Raw genomic sequence first — 16,029 nt, forward strand, 5'->3', positions numbered from 1 at the left:
TGCAAATATGCGACGAGATTCCAATCCCAACCCCATTCAAGAGGCCCCACCGCGCCTGCAAGACGCCCGAATACCCATCGCCCCATTCGGGAAGAAGCCCGTCCAGGAATTTGTCTGCCGACAAAAATTCTGATATTTCTTCAGTCGTCACATCCGTCATTTCGCGATAGTGCAAAATGGCGTGAAGGAGTCAAAGGTTGAGCTTTGGAAAGCGGCCAACTCGAACGCTTCAAGCAGATCGCTCGCAAGTTCGGCGCAGACGAGTGTGACGATGCCTTGGACAAGGCGTTCGGCACGCTGAAGCGGAAGCCCGAAGACAAGAAGGACGACGACAAGCCGAAACGCGGCTAAGGCGCGAGCGTCACGCCGGGGCGGGTGAGCCTAGCAGGCTGCTGACAAAGGGCTCTGGAGCGCCGTTTTCGCCGAGCTGCTTGTTGCCCGTCGCGATACATTTTCATCATCTCGACGAGAGGATGCGAAAATCGGCCTCGATCGGCGTCACCATGAGCGGTCTCGGACTTTTTCAGCAGCCTGCTAGATGTGGCGTCAGGTGTACGAAGTATAACATTGCCTTTGCGGTGCATCTGAGAGAGTGGTGTCTATCGCAGTGCTGATATCACCCCATCACGCGCGCGCGTAATAGTGCGTGTTATGGTCCCTAAATACGGCAAGCCGCTTCGCTCCGACTAGTCCTCATATGTTCGTTCGGCGCGCCTTCGCGCCCAACGCCGCCTCTGCGCCTCTGCGATACGCTGGCGCCCCTCGGAGGTTCTCGCGCCCGTTGAAAGCCCGCCATGAAACTTGCAGCGCCTTTTCCCCGGTATCGACTTGGCACTGCAGGGCGTTCCCTTTCGCGTTCGCGCCCCACAGCGCACGCGGCGCAATGCTCTCTCGTCTGCCAGTCGCGCCCGGAATCGCGCCTCTATCGCCGCGAAAGCCCGCGCTTCTTCCGCCGCTATCGTTTCAGCCCATGTCGCGCGCGCATGTTTGACCGGACGAATATCCGGCAGCGTCAACACTTCACCCATCCGCTCAACTGCCCACGCTCGGGGGTCAATCTGCGCTTTGCATTCCCAATAGCTGACGGAGTGACGGCCTATCCCCGCGCGTTGGGCGAGCGCCGATTGCGATAATCTCGCGGCCTTCCGAAGCGCAGCAAGTTCTGCCCCAGTCATGGATTAGATCCCGTTATTAAATCCGTTAAGATATTGCGATCCTATGGAAAATTATGATTAACCTCTCCGGGCTTTACGACAGCGTTTCTCCTGGGAAACTGTAGCGCTACACGAACTTTCTCCAAGCGGACAAAGGACGGCAAGCAGCTAGTTCCAGCGCCATAAATCGGCGCGTCACGCCTGCGCGAAACATGGCGTTTGCGCAGCGCGCGCCATCTCCACGCGGCCGGGTCAGCGACGTTCGCGGGTTTGGACTGCGGAGCCGGATGCGCGCTATTCGTGCTATTATGGCTATTCGAGCCGGCCGGAATCGCACGGATAGCATGAATAGCACGCCCTACCCCTTTCGCATTGGGCCTTACGAGGAAGACGTCGGCGTCAAATGTCATCATCCCCACCCCTCACGATCCGATAGGCTTCCTTTCGCACCGCGCCGCGCACCTCGGTTCCATCGGGAAGGGGCGCGAGCCAGCCGTGTTGCGCCAGCATCGCGATAGCCGGTCGAGCCGCCCTGCTTTCCCGCAAGGCGCGGGCGGGCGCATGTCTTACGATTTCCGACGGAGTGATTTCCGAATGCGGCCAGCGCGTGAGAAGCCATCGGCGCAGGGTCTCGGCCTTCTCGGTTTCGGCCGATACCGTTGCAGTGTCCGAGAGCCGGGCCGCTTCGGACAGGTAGAAGCCTGCCAGCTCGATGGCCTCGGCCATAGTTTCCGCCGTCACATCGCGCGCGCCCAGGTCAGCCCATGCGGTCAGAACACCGGCGATGCGAGCGGCCTGCTCGGCGGCCTTGGATGCGTAGCCGGTGACATGGGCGTAAACGCCGCCTGGGGCTTGCTCCGCCTCCACATGGTCCGCATAGGTCGCCAGAAGGGCACGGGCGTCCATCGACAGCGGCAGGGCGCGCGGCTGCAGTTCGCGGGTATCGAGGTCCATCGGCAGCGGCGTTTCCAGCACCTCTCGCATCCGGTCCGAGAAGGAAGAGAGCGCGTATCCGTCCCGCCGCACCTTGGATTGCAATCGCGTTCCCATGGCGCTGGGCGGCTCGCAGAGCAGGAATCGCGGCAGGAAGCCGGTATCTCCGGCCATCGGGTCAGCCATGAACGCGCGGGCGACGCCGGGTTGCACCATGAGGTGAACGGCAAGCCTGCGCCCATGAAGCGTGAATGAGCCTTCGCCCTGCCGTGTGCGGCGGATGGCGTTGCCTTGCCAAAGGTCGTTCAGAGCCGCCAGCGTCTTTTGCCGATTGTCGCGCGACATGGCGAAGCCGCCGAGAAACTGGCCGCCCTCATCGGAGAAGATGCCAAGCGTCGGCATTCCCTCCGCGAATTTCCGGGTCAACCCTTCATAAGTCGGCTCCGTCACCGTGCGGTCAGTGGAAGGCGGAGCGGCGGGTTCGCGGCTCATCGCCCGCAAATCCGCCTCGGCGGCCGTGCGCTTCTCTCCCTTGCTCTTTCTCGCCTCGGCCAGGATGCGGTCCCGCTCGCCTTTCCAGAGCGCATGAGAGTTCTCCCATGACGCCATGGCATCGCGCTGGGCGTTGGCCTGCTCCTTCTCGAAGGTGCGAACAGCGGCCATCAGCGGGGCGTCGCAGGAGGATTTGCGCTCGCCTGATTTTGCGATGGTCAGGGCGTAGAGCGAAACCGGGCTGATTCCGGCCAGCGTGGTCACGTCAACATGCCCCTGCACCGCCAGCGAGGCGGCCGCCAGGGCCGACGCGGCGGGAATGGCGACAGGAGCGAGGGTCTGTCCCTGCACCGCCTCCACCGCGCCTCTGAGCGGCCCCAGCGATTCAACGGGATACGGCGCGCCGGGCGGGATTTCCCGCAGGAGCGGCTGCGGTCCATCGGCCTTGAACGGAACCGGTTTGGGCATCGCATTCATACGGCGGCCCCCTTCAATCGCAGAATATCGTTCCAGTCGCGCCCATCAGGCGCAGGCAGGATGCTGACGGTCCAGCCCAGCGCGCTGGCGCGTTGAGCGAGCGTGCTACCGGCGGTTCTGCCGGGCGCATCACCATCCGTCGCGACGGTCAGCTTGCCGGGTCGGCCGCCGGGAAGGCGAAGCCCGGACATGCCCGAAGTGCTCAGGGCGGCCCATACCGTCGCCGGGCCGCACAGAAGGCCGCTGGCGAGGCTCATGGCGGTTTCCACGCCCTCCGCGACGACAAGCGGATGCTGCGCCTCCGTGAGCCGCACAGCGCCCCCGGCGCATGCTCCCAACATGGCCTTGCAGGGCGCAGCGTCAGCCTTCCCGGTCCCATCGGAGCGAATGTATGTCCGATGCACCGCGAAGCGCGCTCCGCCCTCCACCAGCGCCACCATCGCCGGGATGCGCCTTGCGGTCGCCCCATGCCAGCATTCGGGGTGGAAGCGCAGAGCGTCGGGCAGGTCGCAGGATATTCCGCGCTGGCGGAGATAGATTTCGGCTATCGTGCCGCGAATGGGCATGGCCTCATTCCAGCACGCCACCGCCTGCCGCTCGCGCTTTTCTGCCTCGCGACGCTGTTGCTCCTCCTGCGCGGCCATCTCTCGCGGATCGGCTTTAGGTGGCTTGCCCGCGCCCTCGATGACGCCAAGGCTCCGCAGTGCGTCCAGAATGCTCGTGAAGGTGCACCCGGCCTTGCAGTGCGCCAGGAGCCGCCCGTTCAAGCCGTCAGCAAGCGTCAGGCTGGGGTTGCGGTCGCCATGCGCCGGGCAGCACGCGACGCCGTAGCGTCCATACCATTTGCCCTTGAGCGCGCCGGTGATGCGTTGCGCCTCCGTCATCGCGCACCGCCTTTCGCAAGCGGCGCCGCGCTGGGGGGAAATCGCAGCCGGGAAATGTCGGCTCCGGGCTCCAGCCGATAATGGGCCACGTTTTCAGGGCCGCAATACTCGGTCACGATGGGCCAGCCATACCGCTTCCGCAGCTTCTCCGTGATGGCCGCGAGCCGCCAGCCCTTCGCCTCGCGGATTTCGGTTTTGTGTGTGAGGGTGCGCCCCTCGATCAAAGCCTTGCAGGCCCAGTAGATTTGCGTCGGGCTGGAATACCAGCGTTCGGATTTCTGCATTTTCATGCCTCTGTCTGTTGCGCCAGAGGACGGGCGGGGGCTATCATGCTTGTGGAAATTGCGAATAGCCTTGCGGCCCCGTCCTTTGCGGCGGGGCTTCTCTTTAAGTGGCGGATTTCTCACGGCTCGCCAGCCAATCGGCGATGGCGCTTTCCGGCCACGCGACGGCCTTGCCGGTCAGCTTCACAGGGCGCGGGAACAAGCCTCGGCTCATCATGTCGTAAATGGTGCTGCGGCTCAGGCCGGTGATTTCCTCAACGGTGCGGCGGCGATAGTGTTTCTCTGCCATGTCGGCTTTCCTCTGCATGTTGTAGAACATGCGGGAAAGGTGGACGGCATTTTGAGCTTGGTAAATCTGGGCAGGTGGGCGGTCGATGGGCGACGACCTTTAGCTTTGGTCGCCCATATCTCGCCCACTCTCTTGCCCACCGAAAGTGGCCAAGGCGCGCTTAATATGTCGTCGTGAATAACCAACGACTGCGACCACTTCGTGCCAAGTCGCGCCTGCCGCGTCCTTCCCTTGAGGATACGCCCGAACATAGCAGTCGTAGGCGTTTCGCAGGCCAGCGCCTAGTTCTTTCGAGGCAACCAAGGGTGGTTTGGGGTTGCCTGTCGGGATCTCATCATCCCAGAGCCCGAGACATTTTCTGATTGTCTTTCTGTCGGGGAGAGAATCTGTCTTCACTGCTAAAAAGTAGCCATCATACTTTTCAAGAGATTTGTAAAATGCCTCTCGATTAACAATATTTTCTAAATGTTTACTTGCTAAAGATGAAAGCCCAAGTAGCCTTCTCGCAGAAATAATCTTTCTGGCAGACTCGACCAGATTGAGCCTCGGTCCAACATTTACTGAAAGATTTCGATCGTCAAGGAATGACCAGTTGATATTTACATATCTTTCCTGACGGCTATGTGTGTCGTATTCAATTAACAACTTGGATGCAGGTATCGTAGAGCCAGACGGCTCTATTAAAAATAGGCTAACATGTCTGAGGTAAATTTGGAATGAAGAATCAAAGTGCTGATAGAGTTGCTCATATATTTGATCATCAGATATTATACATTCTGCCTCTTCAGTAGTGGGAATACAGTAAATTCCTCCATTCGTTTCTTTTTTCCTTATATCTATTAATTTTCGTATTTTCATACGTTTAATTAAATCGGATGACGTAGCATCATCTAGTGACCTTAGTTGGAACGAGAGCCTGATATCTTTCGCATATCTGTAGCCATCGGGATGGGACATTATCCAATTCTCACGACGCTATTGCGCTTCTCGCCCAGACAGGCCACCCACGCACCCATCACCTTGTGTCGCCTCTGGAACACATCAGAGCGGGAGTAGGCCCTTTCCACGGCGTCACCGGACAAATGCGCCAGAGCAGCCTCCGCCACCTCGCGCGGGAAGTTCGTGCGCTCATGCGCCCACGTGCGGAATGGCGTGCGGAACCCGTGGACATCGGCGTTGTAGCCAAGTTCCTTCACCAGCTTGGAAAGTGTCATATCCGAAAGCGGCCGGCCCGGCTTCGTGCCGAGAAAAGCCAACCCTGACTCGTCGTCCGGCTTTTTCGCGGCGTTCAAAAAGGTGAGAGCGCGCCGGAAAAGCCGCACTCGACGTGGCCGCCGCATCTCCATGCGCGTGGCGAGCTGTACACAAGTATTCCCGACCATATCGAATTCATCCCAACTTACTTCCCTCATTTCGTCGGATCGTGAAGCGGTCGGCACCAGAAATTCAAGTGCCAATGTATGAAACTGCCGAATTAGCCCGAGCTATATGGAATGTCGCGGATGCAAAATGGTGCATTATGATCTGCCATATCTGTGCTGCGCTAAAGTTTTCGCATGTGAACAGCGGCGCCAAGTGTTGAAATAATCAAAGCCGCCCACCGATCCAGCGCGCGCGCCCGCTGCGGAAGCTGTTCCGCTCGGTTGTAAACACGCGCCACCGCCGAAGCCGCCGATACGCTGGCGACGTGGTTCAAGATACGGTCTACCACTGCTTCGCTCTCTCCCGTTTCCGCCATCTGCGTCGCGAACGCCGTCCGCAGGTCGTGAAGCCGCCAAGCTGGGAAATCAGGTTTGAGAAGGGCGTCCAGCCGCGCCTTGGCCTTGCTAAATCCGCTGACAGGCGTTGAGCCGGTCGTAGTGAAGACAAGCGCCCCATCTCGCGGAAGGGCGTCCAACTCAGCTTTGGCCGGGACCGACAGGTGGACGACATGCGGCTTGCTGTTCTTGGTCCGGTCGCCACCAATGACGAGGCGGGTTTCCTCCACCTCGCTCCACCGTAGCCCGCCGATATCGCCCCGGCGCTGCGCCGTGATGATGAGAAGCCGAAAGAGCGGCCCCCAAATGTCGCCGAGTGTTTGCGTCGCCTTCCAAATCTCCCGCACCTGTGAAACGCTTAAAACCACGTCGCGCGGCTTCTCGTTCGCCGCCTTGGAAAGCCCAGCGCCGATATCGGTTTCAGTGTAACCGCGCCGCCACGCCCATTTCGTGAAGGCCGAGAGCGCCGACTTGATACGATTTGCCATAACGATGCGGCCTTCCTTCGCCTTCTCGTCGATCCGGCCTTGAAGCTCTTTCCGGGTGAGGTCGCAGAGCGCGCTTTCGAGGAAGGGGGCGAGCGCTTGTTCCAGCTGGCGACGGCGATCCGCAGCCGTGCGAAGGTTGGGAGACAGGTGGAGCGCGTCATAGCGTTCGATGACGCTGGCGACGGATACCTTTGCCGCCTCCGCTGCGACGCTGGCTTTCTCCGCCGCCTCCGCCGCCCGCTCCGACTTCTCGGCCTCTACTATCCGGTCGAAGCCCCGAGCAGCCTCCGCTGCAATCTCCTGCGCCGTGCGGCGTGCGTCCGCGAGGGAAACCGGTTTCGGATACTCGCCGAGCGTGTGCTTGCGCTTCGCCCCGCCCTTCACCCGCTTCTCGAACATCCAGATCTTCCGTCCGCCGGGATAGACGCGAAGCACAAGGCCAGGTCGTTTCGCATCGGCGATTTCGAGCCGCCCGTCATCCGAGGCTTCGACATTTTTGAGGAAGGCGTCTGTAAGGTCAATTTTCATGGCGCCGCCTTTGGGGGACATCTGGGGGACAATTTCAGCCGGAACATCCCGGCCCTTCATGGGCCTATATGGACCCTTATTGATCAGGGGACAATCAAAGAGTTGTTGATTTACCGTGTAAATTACTCGCCACTCGGCACACTATGGAACGTGGCAGGCAACAGCGGAAGTAGTGCAAGCCGAGAGGCGCGGCGACTTTTAATCAGCTGGTCGTGGGTTCGATCCCCACCCCGCTCACCAATCTTTTCAATGACTCGTGTTGGATTCGTGGAATTGGTCGCGGCATCCGTGCCTGTTGGAGGGACATTTGGGGGGCATTTCAGCGTCGCCGCTTGCCTGCGAGCGGCCAATGTTCCACTCTCGTTCTCATGGGCCGCTGGCCGGGACGCATCGCCTTGGACTTTCGCGACAAACCGGAAGCCGCTTTCGGCTTTTTGATGCGCTCTGTTGCGACAGTCATATGGACAGGGCGCAGGAATCGCTGGCCAGGATGGGTGGGGGCAACCGACGATGCGGCGCGAGGAACAGCCTCGGGAGATGAAATGCGCGACGATGCCTATCGCCCGTGCGACCACACCGAACTGCGCAAGAAATTGTTCGAAGGCGACGACATCATGCCGCCCGAGAGGTATTTCGAACTCCGATATTTCAGCCGAGGTGAGTATCGTCGCCTGTCATTCGCGACGGTCGCAGCCGCGCGAGAATGGTGCGAGGCGAACAAGCAGCCTCCGCCGGTCATGTTCGATACAAGAGTCGAATCCCTGCTCCCGAAGCCGCCGCCATCCGAGACGCTTCGCGCCCACCCCGGTCTCATGAAGCTTTATGAGTCGGGTGGCATGGAGGTTGAAGAGCTCGAACGGCGCGCGCGGGGGGCCGAACGCTTGAAAGAGGCGTTCTCCTCAATTCCATGGCACACACGGAGAGCGGAAAAAGACCCGGATTACTGGAGCTTGCTCTACGACAGTCGAGTGAACTGGTAGCCGGCGCATCCACGCTCACGCGAGCTGGCGGACGGAAGAACTGCTCGCGGCGGAAGAGCCGGAACAGAGCAAGCACCCTGTCCGGGAGGCCCGTGGAGCCGTCTTCGACGACAGGGATGCTTAGCGGGCGTCATCCGACAATGGCCCGTGGTCGAGCCGGACGATATGCTCCGCAGGTCCCCCAGGGAACATCGTCATCACGAGCGGGTCGTGGCCGGGGATGATCAGCCCGGGCGCGCTCGCCAGCCGTTCGAGCGTGGCGAAGCCGTCGAGCATGTCCTGAAGGTCCACGACGATGGGGAAGGGCTTCTTCGCCTGAAAATTCTCGTAAAAATGCGCGGCGTCCGACGCGAGAACGAGCCAGCCGGCGGCGGTTCGCACTCGAACGGCTTGAAGCCCCCGACTGTGACCGCCGATACGATGGATGGTGACGCCATCCGCCACCTGGGCGTCGCCATCATGGAATTGGACCTGACCGGCATAGAGCCGCCGCACAGCCTCGCAGACATGTCCGGCGCTGAAAGGCGAGCGCAGGGTTTCGTGGCTCATGCACGGTCCCGTGGCGTAGACCATCTCAGCCGTCTGGAGATGCAGGGTCGCGTTCGGAAACAGATGCAACCCACCTGCGTGGTCATAGTGCAGATGCGTGACGATCACGTCGCGGATCGCGTCGGGCGTGACGCCGAGAGGCGCCAGCGCCGCGCGAGGGTCCAGCCGTATCGGCCGTCGGCGCGCGGCGGCCTCATCCGCGTCATAGCCGGTATCGACCAGGATCACCCGGTCGCCCTGGCGCAGCGCCCAGATGAAATAGTCCATCGGATGCGCGACATCGTGGCGGTCGTCGAAGATAAAACTGTCGCCGCGCACGCGTGCGTTGCGATCGGCGTATTTGACTGCGTGGACCTCCCATTCGCTCATGGCCGCGCCTCGGTATCGCGCATGACGGCCGTGTCCGCGGCGATGTCCGCTGTCGCCGCCTCTGCAACCGCGACATGCAGGGCCGCGCGGCGCGCGTCGAAAGCGGCGGCGCCGATGCGAAAATCGCAGGGGAACACCTCATCCGGCCGGGCAGGGGCGGTGTGCGCGGCGGAGCGACGGCGCCCCGCCTCCTGAGCCGGCGAGACCGGGGCGCTCCGGACCATGGGAGTGAAGACATCCTTCACCGGTCCCGGATGCAGGGGCAAAGGCGGGACCACGGCATGCATCAGCGGCTCCTCAGTGCGGCGAACGCGCGCCGCACGGGCGGCAACTGGCTGGCGATCAGCGCGACGTTCAACGCCAGCAGGATGGCCGCCGCCGGACGCGAGACAAAGATCGACAAGTCGCCGTCCGACAACAAGAGGGACCGGCGAAACGTCTCGTCAAACAACCCGCCGAGAATCACTCCGATGACAAGCGGCGCAATGGGGTATTTCAGCAAGGCCATGAAATAGGCGAGCGCGCCGACCCCCAGCATCAGATACAGGTCGTTGATCCCGCCGCCGACGCTGAAGCTGCCGATCGTGGTCAGCACCATGACCACAGGCAGGAAGACGGTCTGTGGGAGGCGCAGGATCTGAATGAACACCTTCGCGGTGAAAAGCCCCATGACGAACATGGTGAACGACGCCAGCACCATGATCGCGCAAACCCGCATGACGATCGCCGGGTCGATGGTCGGCCCGGGTATGATGTTGTTGACCATGAAGGCGCCCATCAGCGCCGCGGCCGGCGGCGAGCCCGGGATGCCCAACACCAGAAGCGGAATAAGCGCGCCGCCGATGCAGGCGTTGTTTGCGGTCTCGCAGGACAGCAGCCCTTCGATGGAGCCCTTGCCAAAGTTCTTCCCGTCCGGGCTGACCGATTTTCCGACGCCATAGCTGACCCAGCCCGCGACGTCCTCGCCGACGCCGGGCAACGCCCCGACGCCTGTGCCGATTACGCCGGAGCGCACGATGGTGGGGAGATGGCGGCGTATGGCGGTCATGTTTGGCGCGATACGGCCCGTGAGCATGACCAGTTTGCCCATCTCGACATGGCGCAGCCCGTCGATGATCTGCGGGACGGCGAAGGCCCCCATCAGGACGGGCACGATCTGAAAACCCGAAAACAGATAAGACCAGCCGAAGGTGTAGCGCGGCTCGCTCAGCAGCGGGTCGAGGCCGACCATCGCCATCGCGAGGCCGAGCAGCCCGGCGATCCAGCCTTTCACGACCATATCCTCGCTCATCAGCGTGCCCGACAGCAGGATGCCGAAGAGCGCGAGCAGCGCCTTTTCAGGGCTGGCGATGCTCTGGCTGATCAGCAGCAGCACCCAGACAAAGGCCAGCAGCGCCATCGTGCCGATCAACGTGCCGATGAAGCTGGACGTGGTGGTCAGGCCCAGCGCCTCGCCGCCGCGCCCCGCCCGGGCCAGGGGGTAGCCGTCCATCGCCGTGGCGGCCGAGGCGGCGGTGCCCGGAATGTTCAGCAGGATCGACGGGTAGGAGCCGCCGTAGATCGCGCCCACATAGGCGCCCAGCAGCGCGATCAGTGAATAATCGAGCGGGATCTTGTTGCCGAAGAACCCGGTGAGAATGGTCACGGCCAGCGTCGCCGTCAGCCCCGGCAACGCGCCGAAGGTGATGCCCAGGAACATCGCGCTGATCATGTAGAGATAGGTGATCGGGTCGGTGACGAGTTCGTAGAACGTCGCGCCAAAGCCGAGAATCTGGTGGAAAAGGAAATCCATCATCTGGCCCAGAGCGGTTTGACGGTGACGTAGTACTGATACTCGATCTGGCTGAACAGCAACCCGCCGCGGTTCGGCACGTTCTGGCGAAAGCCGAAAGCCATGGCGCAGACCAACGCGAAGGGCAGCAGCGCCGCGACATATGGCACGGCGCGGATCACGCGGCCCTCGCCGTGGCGCAGCATCCAGAGCGTCAGCAGAACCCAGATGGCCAGCGCCGCCCAATCGTCGTCATGCGGCTTGTTCCACTGGCTCTGCGGGAAATGCGCGATCAGCGCGTACCCGCCCGCCAGCGCGACGGCGGCCGCGGACAGCATCATGCGGCCGGCGATCCCGTCATGATAGCCATAGATCAGCGCGGTGATCAGCAGCCCGCTGGCGATGATGAAATCAACGCGCGGCGCCAGGCCAAAGATGTAGAACAGAAGGATGACGGCGATGGCGCCGACGCGGCGAATTTCGGCGATGTTCCAGCCGAGGCCGGCGGCGGTGAGGGCGGCCCTCCCGGCTTCCTTCAGCGACGCGATCAGCAGGCCGACGCCAAGCACAAGCATCGCGCTCCAGATGCCGAGCGGCACGATGGCGGCGGAGTTGTACCAGGCGGCGTCGCTGACGCCGGCGCGATTTCCTCCGAAGAGCGGGATGTAACTTGTGCGCCAGAGGAAGAACAATGAGGCGGCGATCAGCGCCACCGCTCCCCAGACATCGCGCGCGCGCAGTTTGGCCTTTTCGTCGGCGTTCATGAAACGCTCCTGATCCGGAAGGCCCGGAGCGCCGTGCGGGCGCCCCGGGCAGGTCGTGGCGTCAGGGCTTCTCGATGCCGAGGGTGGCCGGGTCGACCGTGGTCGCGCCCAGATCCTTCAGCGCGTAGGCGAAGGTCGATTCGAGATTTGCAAAGATCTCATGCGCGTCATCGCCCGATTTGCCGCTGATGTCGTAATGGTTGCTCCTGGCCCATTCCGCCACCGCGTCCGATCCCATCGCAGCGTTGAAGGCTTTGGTCAGCACCGATTTCACATCGTCGCTGGCGCTATTGGCGACAGCGAAACCGATCGACTGCTTGAGCGGCAGATACGCGTCCAGCCCGTCATACATGCCGAAAGCCGACTCGATCGTGATGTCGCCCAGCGTGGCGTTCTCGGGGGTCAGCATCGCCAGCGGCTTCAGCTTGCCGCCTTCGATCAGCGGAGCCTGCTCGGCCAGAGAGGTGATGACCAGCGCGACCTCGCCCGCCATCGCGGCCTCCTGCCCAGGCGCGGAGCCCTTGTAGGGAATGAACTTGAACTCGGCGCCCGAACCTTTTTCAAGCGCAAGCAGGTTCAGGTGGTGGATGGAGCCTGCGCCCGACGCGGCGGCGGGGATGGAGCCCGGCGCGGCTTTCGCGGCGTCAACCAGCTCCTTGAGCGAGCCATAGGGGCTGTCTGCGGGCACCGAAATGATGTCGGGCGAGCCGCCGATGATGAAGGGATGCCAGAAATCGAATTTCTGGTCCCAGCCGCCCTGGACCGCGGCGGTCACGTTCGATTCGGATATCCCGGCGAGAGTGTAACCGTCGTCGGGCTGATTCATGACATAGACCATGCCGTTCGATCCGGCGACGCCTCCGGTCTTGTTGATGACGTCGATGCTGACCGGCAGGTGCTTTTCCATCTCGGCCATGATCATGCGGTTGATGCTGTCGGTGCCGCCGCCGGCGCCCCAGACCACGACATCGGTGATGTCGCGGAACGGGTAGTCCTGCGCGTATGCGGCCCCGACGGAGCCGCCGATTATAGCCGCGACCGCGGCCAGCTGTGTGAAGCCCCTTCTCATTGGTCCTCTCCTCCCTTGGAATCTTTGTTGCATTCGTTGTCGTATCTGTTAACGTATACGTTAACATCTTTGGATCGTCAATCATGCATGTCAAGAAGCATAGTTGAAGAGCAGGCGGGCGCACGTGAAAAACTTTGATATCGCTGTTTTCGAGGGGGATGGCATCGGCCCGGAGATCATGGCGCCGACACTCGAAATCCTTGCTCGTCTCGCCGCGGAATCGGCCGCCTATGAGCTGCGCTTCAATCCCGTTCCCGCCGGCGCCGCCCATTACGCCCGGACGGGGGAAAGCCTGCCACAGGCTTCGCTCGAAGCGGCGCGGGCCGCCGATGCGATTCTGCTGTCGGCGATGGGGCTCCCGGACGTGCGCTACCCGGACGGCACCGAGATTTCGCCGCAGATCGAATTGCGGAAGCGTCTGAACCTGTTTGCCGGCGTCCGCCCCGTGCGGATCCGGCCCGGGCCGCTCGCGCCGCTGAAATTGCCGCAGGACCGCGCCGTCGATTTTGTGCTGATCCGGGAAAGCACCGAAGGGCTGTTCTACAGTCAGGGATGTGGCGAGGTGATGGCGGACGAAGCGCGTGAAACGCTGCGCATCACCCGCGCGGTGTCGGAGCAGCTCTTCCGCTTCGCCTTCGGGGTCGCGCGCGATAGAAAGGCCGTCGGGCTCGGCCCGGGCCGCGTGACCTGTGTGGACAAGGCCAACGTGTTCCGCGCCTTCGCTTTCTTTCGCAGCATCTTCGACGCGGAAGCGAAAGCGTGGCCTGACCTGCGCGCCGATCACGCCTATGTCGACGCCACCGCGCTCTGGATGGTGCAGAAGCCGTGGGACTTCGACGTATTGGTGACCGAGAACATGTTCGGCGACATCCTGTCGGATCTCGGCGCGGGCCTGATGGGGGGCCTCGGCCTCGCCCCCTCGGCCGACATCGGCGCGGATAATGCGGTTTTCCAACCCTGCCACGGATCCGCCCCCGACATCGCGGGTCAGAGCAGGGCGAACCCCATGGCGATGATCCTGTCGGCGGCGATGATGCTCGACTGGCTCGGCCTGCGCCACGACATTCCCGCGGCTGTCAGGGATGCGGCGCGCCTGCGCGAGGCCGTGGATAGGGTCATCGATGACGGCGCCGCGCTCACAGCCGACATCGGCGGCGCCGCGACGACGATTGAAGCTGTCGCGGCCATCCAGAACGCGCTGAAGCCATGAGGACGCCATGAGTCTGCGCGTCGTCTGTCTTGGCGCTGGTTATTTCAGCCGCTTTCATATCGACGGCTGGCGCCGCATCGGCCGGGCCGACCTGATCGGTGTCGCGGATTGCGACATGGACAAGGCGCGCGCAACCGGAGCGCCCGCATTCGATCGTCTGGAGGCCATGCTCGATCTCGATCCGGATATCGTGGACATCATCCTGCCGCCCGAAGCGCACGCCGCTTCGATCCGCACCGCTCTCGCCGCCCGCCCGCGCGCCATCATCTGTCAGAAACCGTTCTGCGTGTCTCTGACGGAGGCGCGGGAAATGGCGGCCCTCGCGGATGCCGCCGGCATTCCGCTGATCGTCCACGAGAATTTCCGTTTTCAGCCATGGTACCGCGCGATCCGCGCCGCGATCGACGAAGGCCGGATCGGCGCGCCGCTGCGCGCCACGTTCCGCTTGCGCCCGGGAGACGGTCAGGGGCCGAACGCCTATCTCGACCGGCAACCCTACTTCCAGCGGATGCGGCGGTTCCTGATCCACGAGACGGGCGTGCACTGGATCGATACGTTCCGGTATCTGTTCGGCGATCCCACGCATGTCTACGCCGATCTGCGCCGCGTCAATCCGGCGCTCGCGGGCGAGGATGCGGGACTCGTGGTCTATGATCATCCGAACGGGGTGCGCGCCCTCTTCGACGCCGATCGCAGCCTTGACCACGCCGCGGACAACCTGCGCCGCACAATGGGGGAAGGTTTGTTCGAGGGAACGGGCGGGTCGTTGACGCTGACGGGGGATGGGGTTGTGACGCTGCGGTCCTTTGGCGAGAGACAAGCGACGACCCTGCTGCCCTCCGCCGCCCATGACGGTTTTGGCGGTGATTGTGTGCGCGCTCTGCAAAGTCACGTCGTCGCCGGCCTGCTGGACGGCGGCGCGTTCGAGAACGAGGCGCGCGCCTATCTGCGCGTGATCGAGATCGAGCAGGCGACCTATCGCGCCGCCTCCGAAGGACGAAAGTTGAAACTCTGATGGCCGAGATGGACCAGAAGCCGAAATCGAACGCCGCCACCGCTTTGGAGCGGTTGCGCGCGCTGATCTTCGACGGCAGCCTCGCCGCCGGCTCCGATCATCTGGAAAGCGAGCTGGCTCTGCGGCTCAACATGTCGCGCACGCCGGTGCGCGAGGCCCTGCTGATCCTCGATGCGCAGGGCTTGCTCGACGTGCGCCCGCGCAAAGGGGTTCGCATCCTGCCCGTCTCGCTCCACGATATGGCCGAGATCTACGATGTCCTGACCGAACTCGAAAGCATGGCGGCGCGCGATGCGGCGCTCAAGGCCTACTCGGCGCGCGCGCTTGCGAAACTGTCCGGCGCCATCGACCGCATGGACGCCGCGCTGGCGGTTCCCGATCTCGAAGCCTGGGCGGTCGCGGACGATGACTTTCATGCGGAACTGGTTCTGCTGGGCGGAAACAGCCGTGTTCAGAGCATCGTGGCGATGATGTCCGACCAGGTCCGCCGCGCCCGCGCGATCACGCTTCACATGCGCCCGCTGCCGGTGAAATCGAACGCCGACCACCGCGGTGTTCTCGACGCGATCGCCCGCGGCGACGGCGAGGCCGCCGCCTCGATCCACCGCAGCCATCGGATCGCGGCGAAACAGATGCTCATCGATTTGCTCAAGCGCCATCGTTTGACCAGCATTTGACGAAGTGAATCCCGCATTATCCACCAACAAAGAGCGAGAGCTTCCGTGGCGCCATGCGATTCCCGCCGCGCCTGGGCCTCGCGAGGGCGCTCACATGATCGGTTCGCGATCTGATGGTCGAGCCGGAAGCGCCAACCGCCGGGCCGATCGCCGCCCCCCTTCATCTCGAGGATATTGACGTGGCGAGATCGCCGATCAAGCAGCGCGCCGGTCAGGCGTCGAGCGCCGAAGGTTTCGGTCCTTTCGCCGAATGGCGGGTTGCCGGCGATCATTTTGGCGCCCCTCTCGCGCATGCCTGCATGCGCGAGAGGGGCGCATGCGGTGCGCAGGCTCTTGAGT

Annotated in this window: 18 protein-coding genes and 1 pseudogene; 5 read left to right on the forward strand and 14 right to left on the reverse strand. The window is 62.8% G+C overall.

Annotated elements, in window-relative coordinates:
• Positions 1-204: 204 nt before the first annotated feature.
• Entirely contained in the window at positions 205-351 is a 147-nt protein-coding gene (locus tag WG921_RS03400) for a hypothetical protein (RefSeq protein ID WP_340107793.1), read from the forward strand.
• 335 nt (positions 352-686) lie between these two features.
• On the opposite strand, the gene WG921_RS03405 is transcribed toward WG921_RS03400, so the two are convergent.
• From WG921_RS03405 to WG921_RS03440, 8 genes are all read right to left on the reverse strand, one after another.
• Positions 687-1,175, reverse strand: coding sequence for a helix-turn-helix transcriptional regulator (locus WG921_RS03405; protein ID WP_340107794.1), 489 nt, complete (start codon positions 1,173-1,175; stop codon positions 687-689).
• Positions 1,176-1,553: 378 nt separating this feature from the next.
• Positions 1,554-3,056 (reverse strand): YfjI family protein, encoded by a 1,503-nt coding sequence (locus WG921_RS03410; RefSeq protein WP_340107795.1) that lies wholly within the window; start codon positions 3,054-3,056, stop codon positions 1,554-1,556.
• Positions 3,053-3,940 (reverse strand): DUF7146 domain-containing protein, encoded by an 888-nt coding sequence (locus WG921_RS03415; RefSeq protein ID WP_340107796.1) that lies wholly within the window; start codon positions 3,938-3,940, stop codon positions 3,053-3,055. The genes WG921_RS03410 and WG921_RS03415 overlap by 4 nt, the downstream gene beginning before the upstream one ends.
• Positions 3,937-4,230, reverse strand: coding sequence for a hypothetical protein (locus WG921_RS03420; RefSeq protein ID WP_340107797.1), 294 nt, complete (start codon positions 4,228-4,230; stop codon positions 3,937-3,939). The genes WG921_RS03415 and WG921_RS03420 overlap by 4 nt, the downstream gene beginning before the upstream one ends.
• Positions 4,231-4,327: 97 nt before the next feature.
• Positions 4,328-4,513, reverse strand: a complete 186-nt coding sequence (locus tag WG921_RS03425) for a helix-turn-helix transcriptional regulator (protein WP_340107798.1) — start codon at positions 4,511-4,513, stop codon at positions 4,328-4,330.
• A gap of 99 nt (positions 4,514-4,612) precedes the next feature.
• Complete coding sequence (locus WG921_RS03430) at positions 4,613-5,470, reverse strand: hypothetical protein (RefSeq protein WP_340107799.1); 858 nt, start codon at positions 5,468-5,470, stop codon at positions 4,613-4,615.
• On the reverse strand, positions 5,470-5,970 hold the full coding sequence (locus WG921_RS03435; protein WP_340107800.1) for a tyrosine-type recombinase/integrase: 501 nt from the start codon (positions 5,968-5,970) through the stop codon (positions 5,470-5,472). Before WG921_RS03435 ends, WG921_RS03430 begins: the two co-directional genes overlap by 1 nt.
• 86 nt (positions 5,971-6,056) lie before the next feature.
• Positions 6,057-7,286: a tyrosine-type recombinase/integrase gene (locus WG921_RS03440; protein WP_340107801.1), complete on the reverse strand. Its 1,230-nt coding sequence runs from the start codon at positions 7,284-7,286 to the stop codon at positions 6,057-6,059.
• A gap of 542 nt (positions 7,287-7,828) precedes the next feature.
• Between WG921_RS03440 and WG921_RS03445 the strand changes: the two genes are divergently transcribed.
• A complete protein-coding gene (locus WG921_RS03445; RefSeq protein WP_340107802.1) occupies positions 7,829-8,266 on the forward strand; it encodes a hypothetical protein in 438 nt (145 codons plus the stop codon).
• Between the two features lie 120 nt (positions 8,267-8,386).
• Here WG921_RS03445 and WG921_RS03450 read toward each other — a convergent pair whose 3' ends face one another.
• From WG921_RS03450 to WG921_RS03470, 5 genes are all read right to left on the reverse strand, one after another.
• On the reverse strand, positions 8,387-9,184 hold the full coding sequence (locus tag WG921_RS03450) for an N-acyl homoserine lactonase family protein (RefSeq protein WP_340107803.1): 798 nt from the start codon (positions 9,182-9,184) through the stop codon (positions 8,387-8,389).
• Positions 9,181-9,471: a hypothetical protein gene (locus WG921_RS03455; protein ID WP_340107804.1), complete on the reverse strand. Its 291-nt coding sequence runs from the start codon at positions 9,469-9,471 to the stop codon at positions 9,181-9,183. Before WG921_RS03455 ends, WG921_RS03450 begins: the two co-directional genes overlap by 4 nt.
• The gene (locus WG921_RS03460) at positions 9,471-10,976 is read right to left on the reverse strand and encodes a tripartite tricarboxylate transporter permease (RefSeq protein WP_340107805.1); all 1,506 of its coding nucleotides are present in this window, start codon (positions 10,974-10,976) and stop codon (positions 9,471-9,473) included. The genes WG921_RS03455 and WG921_RS03460 overlap by 1 nt, the downstream gene beginning before the upstream one ends.
• Positions 10,976-11,719, reverse strand: a complete 744-nt coding sequence (locus WG921_RS03465; protein WP_340107806.1) for a hypothetical protein — start codon at positions 11,717-11,719, stop codon at positions 10,976-10,978. Before WG921_RS03465 ends, WG921_RS03460 begins: the two co-directional genes overlap by 1 nt.
• 61 nt (positions 11,720-11,780) lie before the next feature.
• A complete protein-coding gene (locus tag WG921_RS03470; RefSeq protein WP_340107807.1) occupies positions 11,781-12,788 on the reverse strand; it encodes a Bug family tripartite tricarboxylate transporter substrate binding protein in 1,008 nt (335 codons plus the stop codon).
• 124 nt (positions 12,789-12,912) lie between these two features.
• On the opposite strand from WG921_RS03470, the gene WG921_RS03475 reads away from it, so the two are divergent.
• From WG921_RS03475 to WG921_RS03485, 3 genes are read left to right on the forward strand one after another with little or no spacing between them, the layout of a single operon-like run.
• Complete coding sequence (locus WG921_RS03475) at positions 12,913-13,998, forward strand: isocitrate/isopropylmalate dehydrogenase family protein (RefSeq protein ID WP_340107808.1); 1,086 nt, start codon at positions 12,913-12,915, stop codon at positions 13,996-13,998.
• 7 nt (positions 13,999-14,005) lie between these two features.
• Positions 14,006-15,013, forward strand: coding sequence for a Gfo/Idh/MocA family protein (locus WG921_RS03480; RefSeq protein ID WP_340107809.1), 1,008 nt, complete (start codon positions 14,006-14,008; stop codon positions 15,011-15,013).
• Positions 15,013-15,690, forward strand: coding sequence for a GntR family transcriptional regulator (locus tag WG921_RS03485; RefSeq protein ID WP_340107810.1), 678 nt, complete (start codon positions 15,013-15,015; stop codon positions 15,688-15,690). Before WG921_RS03480 ends, WG921_RS03485 begins: the two co-directional genes overlap by 1 nt.
• A 155-nt stretch (positions 15,691-15,845) precedes the next feature.
• Here WG921_RS03485 and WG921_RS17915 read toward each other — a convergent pair.
• A pseudogene (locus WG921_RS17915) lies at positions 15,846-15,977 on the reverse strand (ATP-binding protein); the annotation flags it as partial.
• Between the last annotated feature and the right edge of the window lie 52 nt (positions 15,978-16,029).

This window comes from Paludibacillus litoralis, from assembly GCF_037646705.1.
GTDB lineage: Bacteria > Pseudomonadota > Alphaproteobacteria > Rhodobacterales > Rhodobacteraceae > Pikeienuella > Pikeienuella litoralis.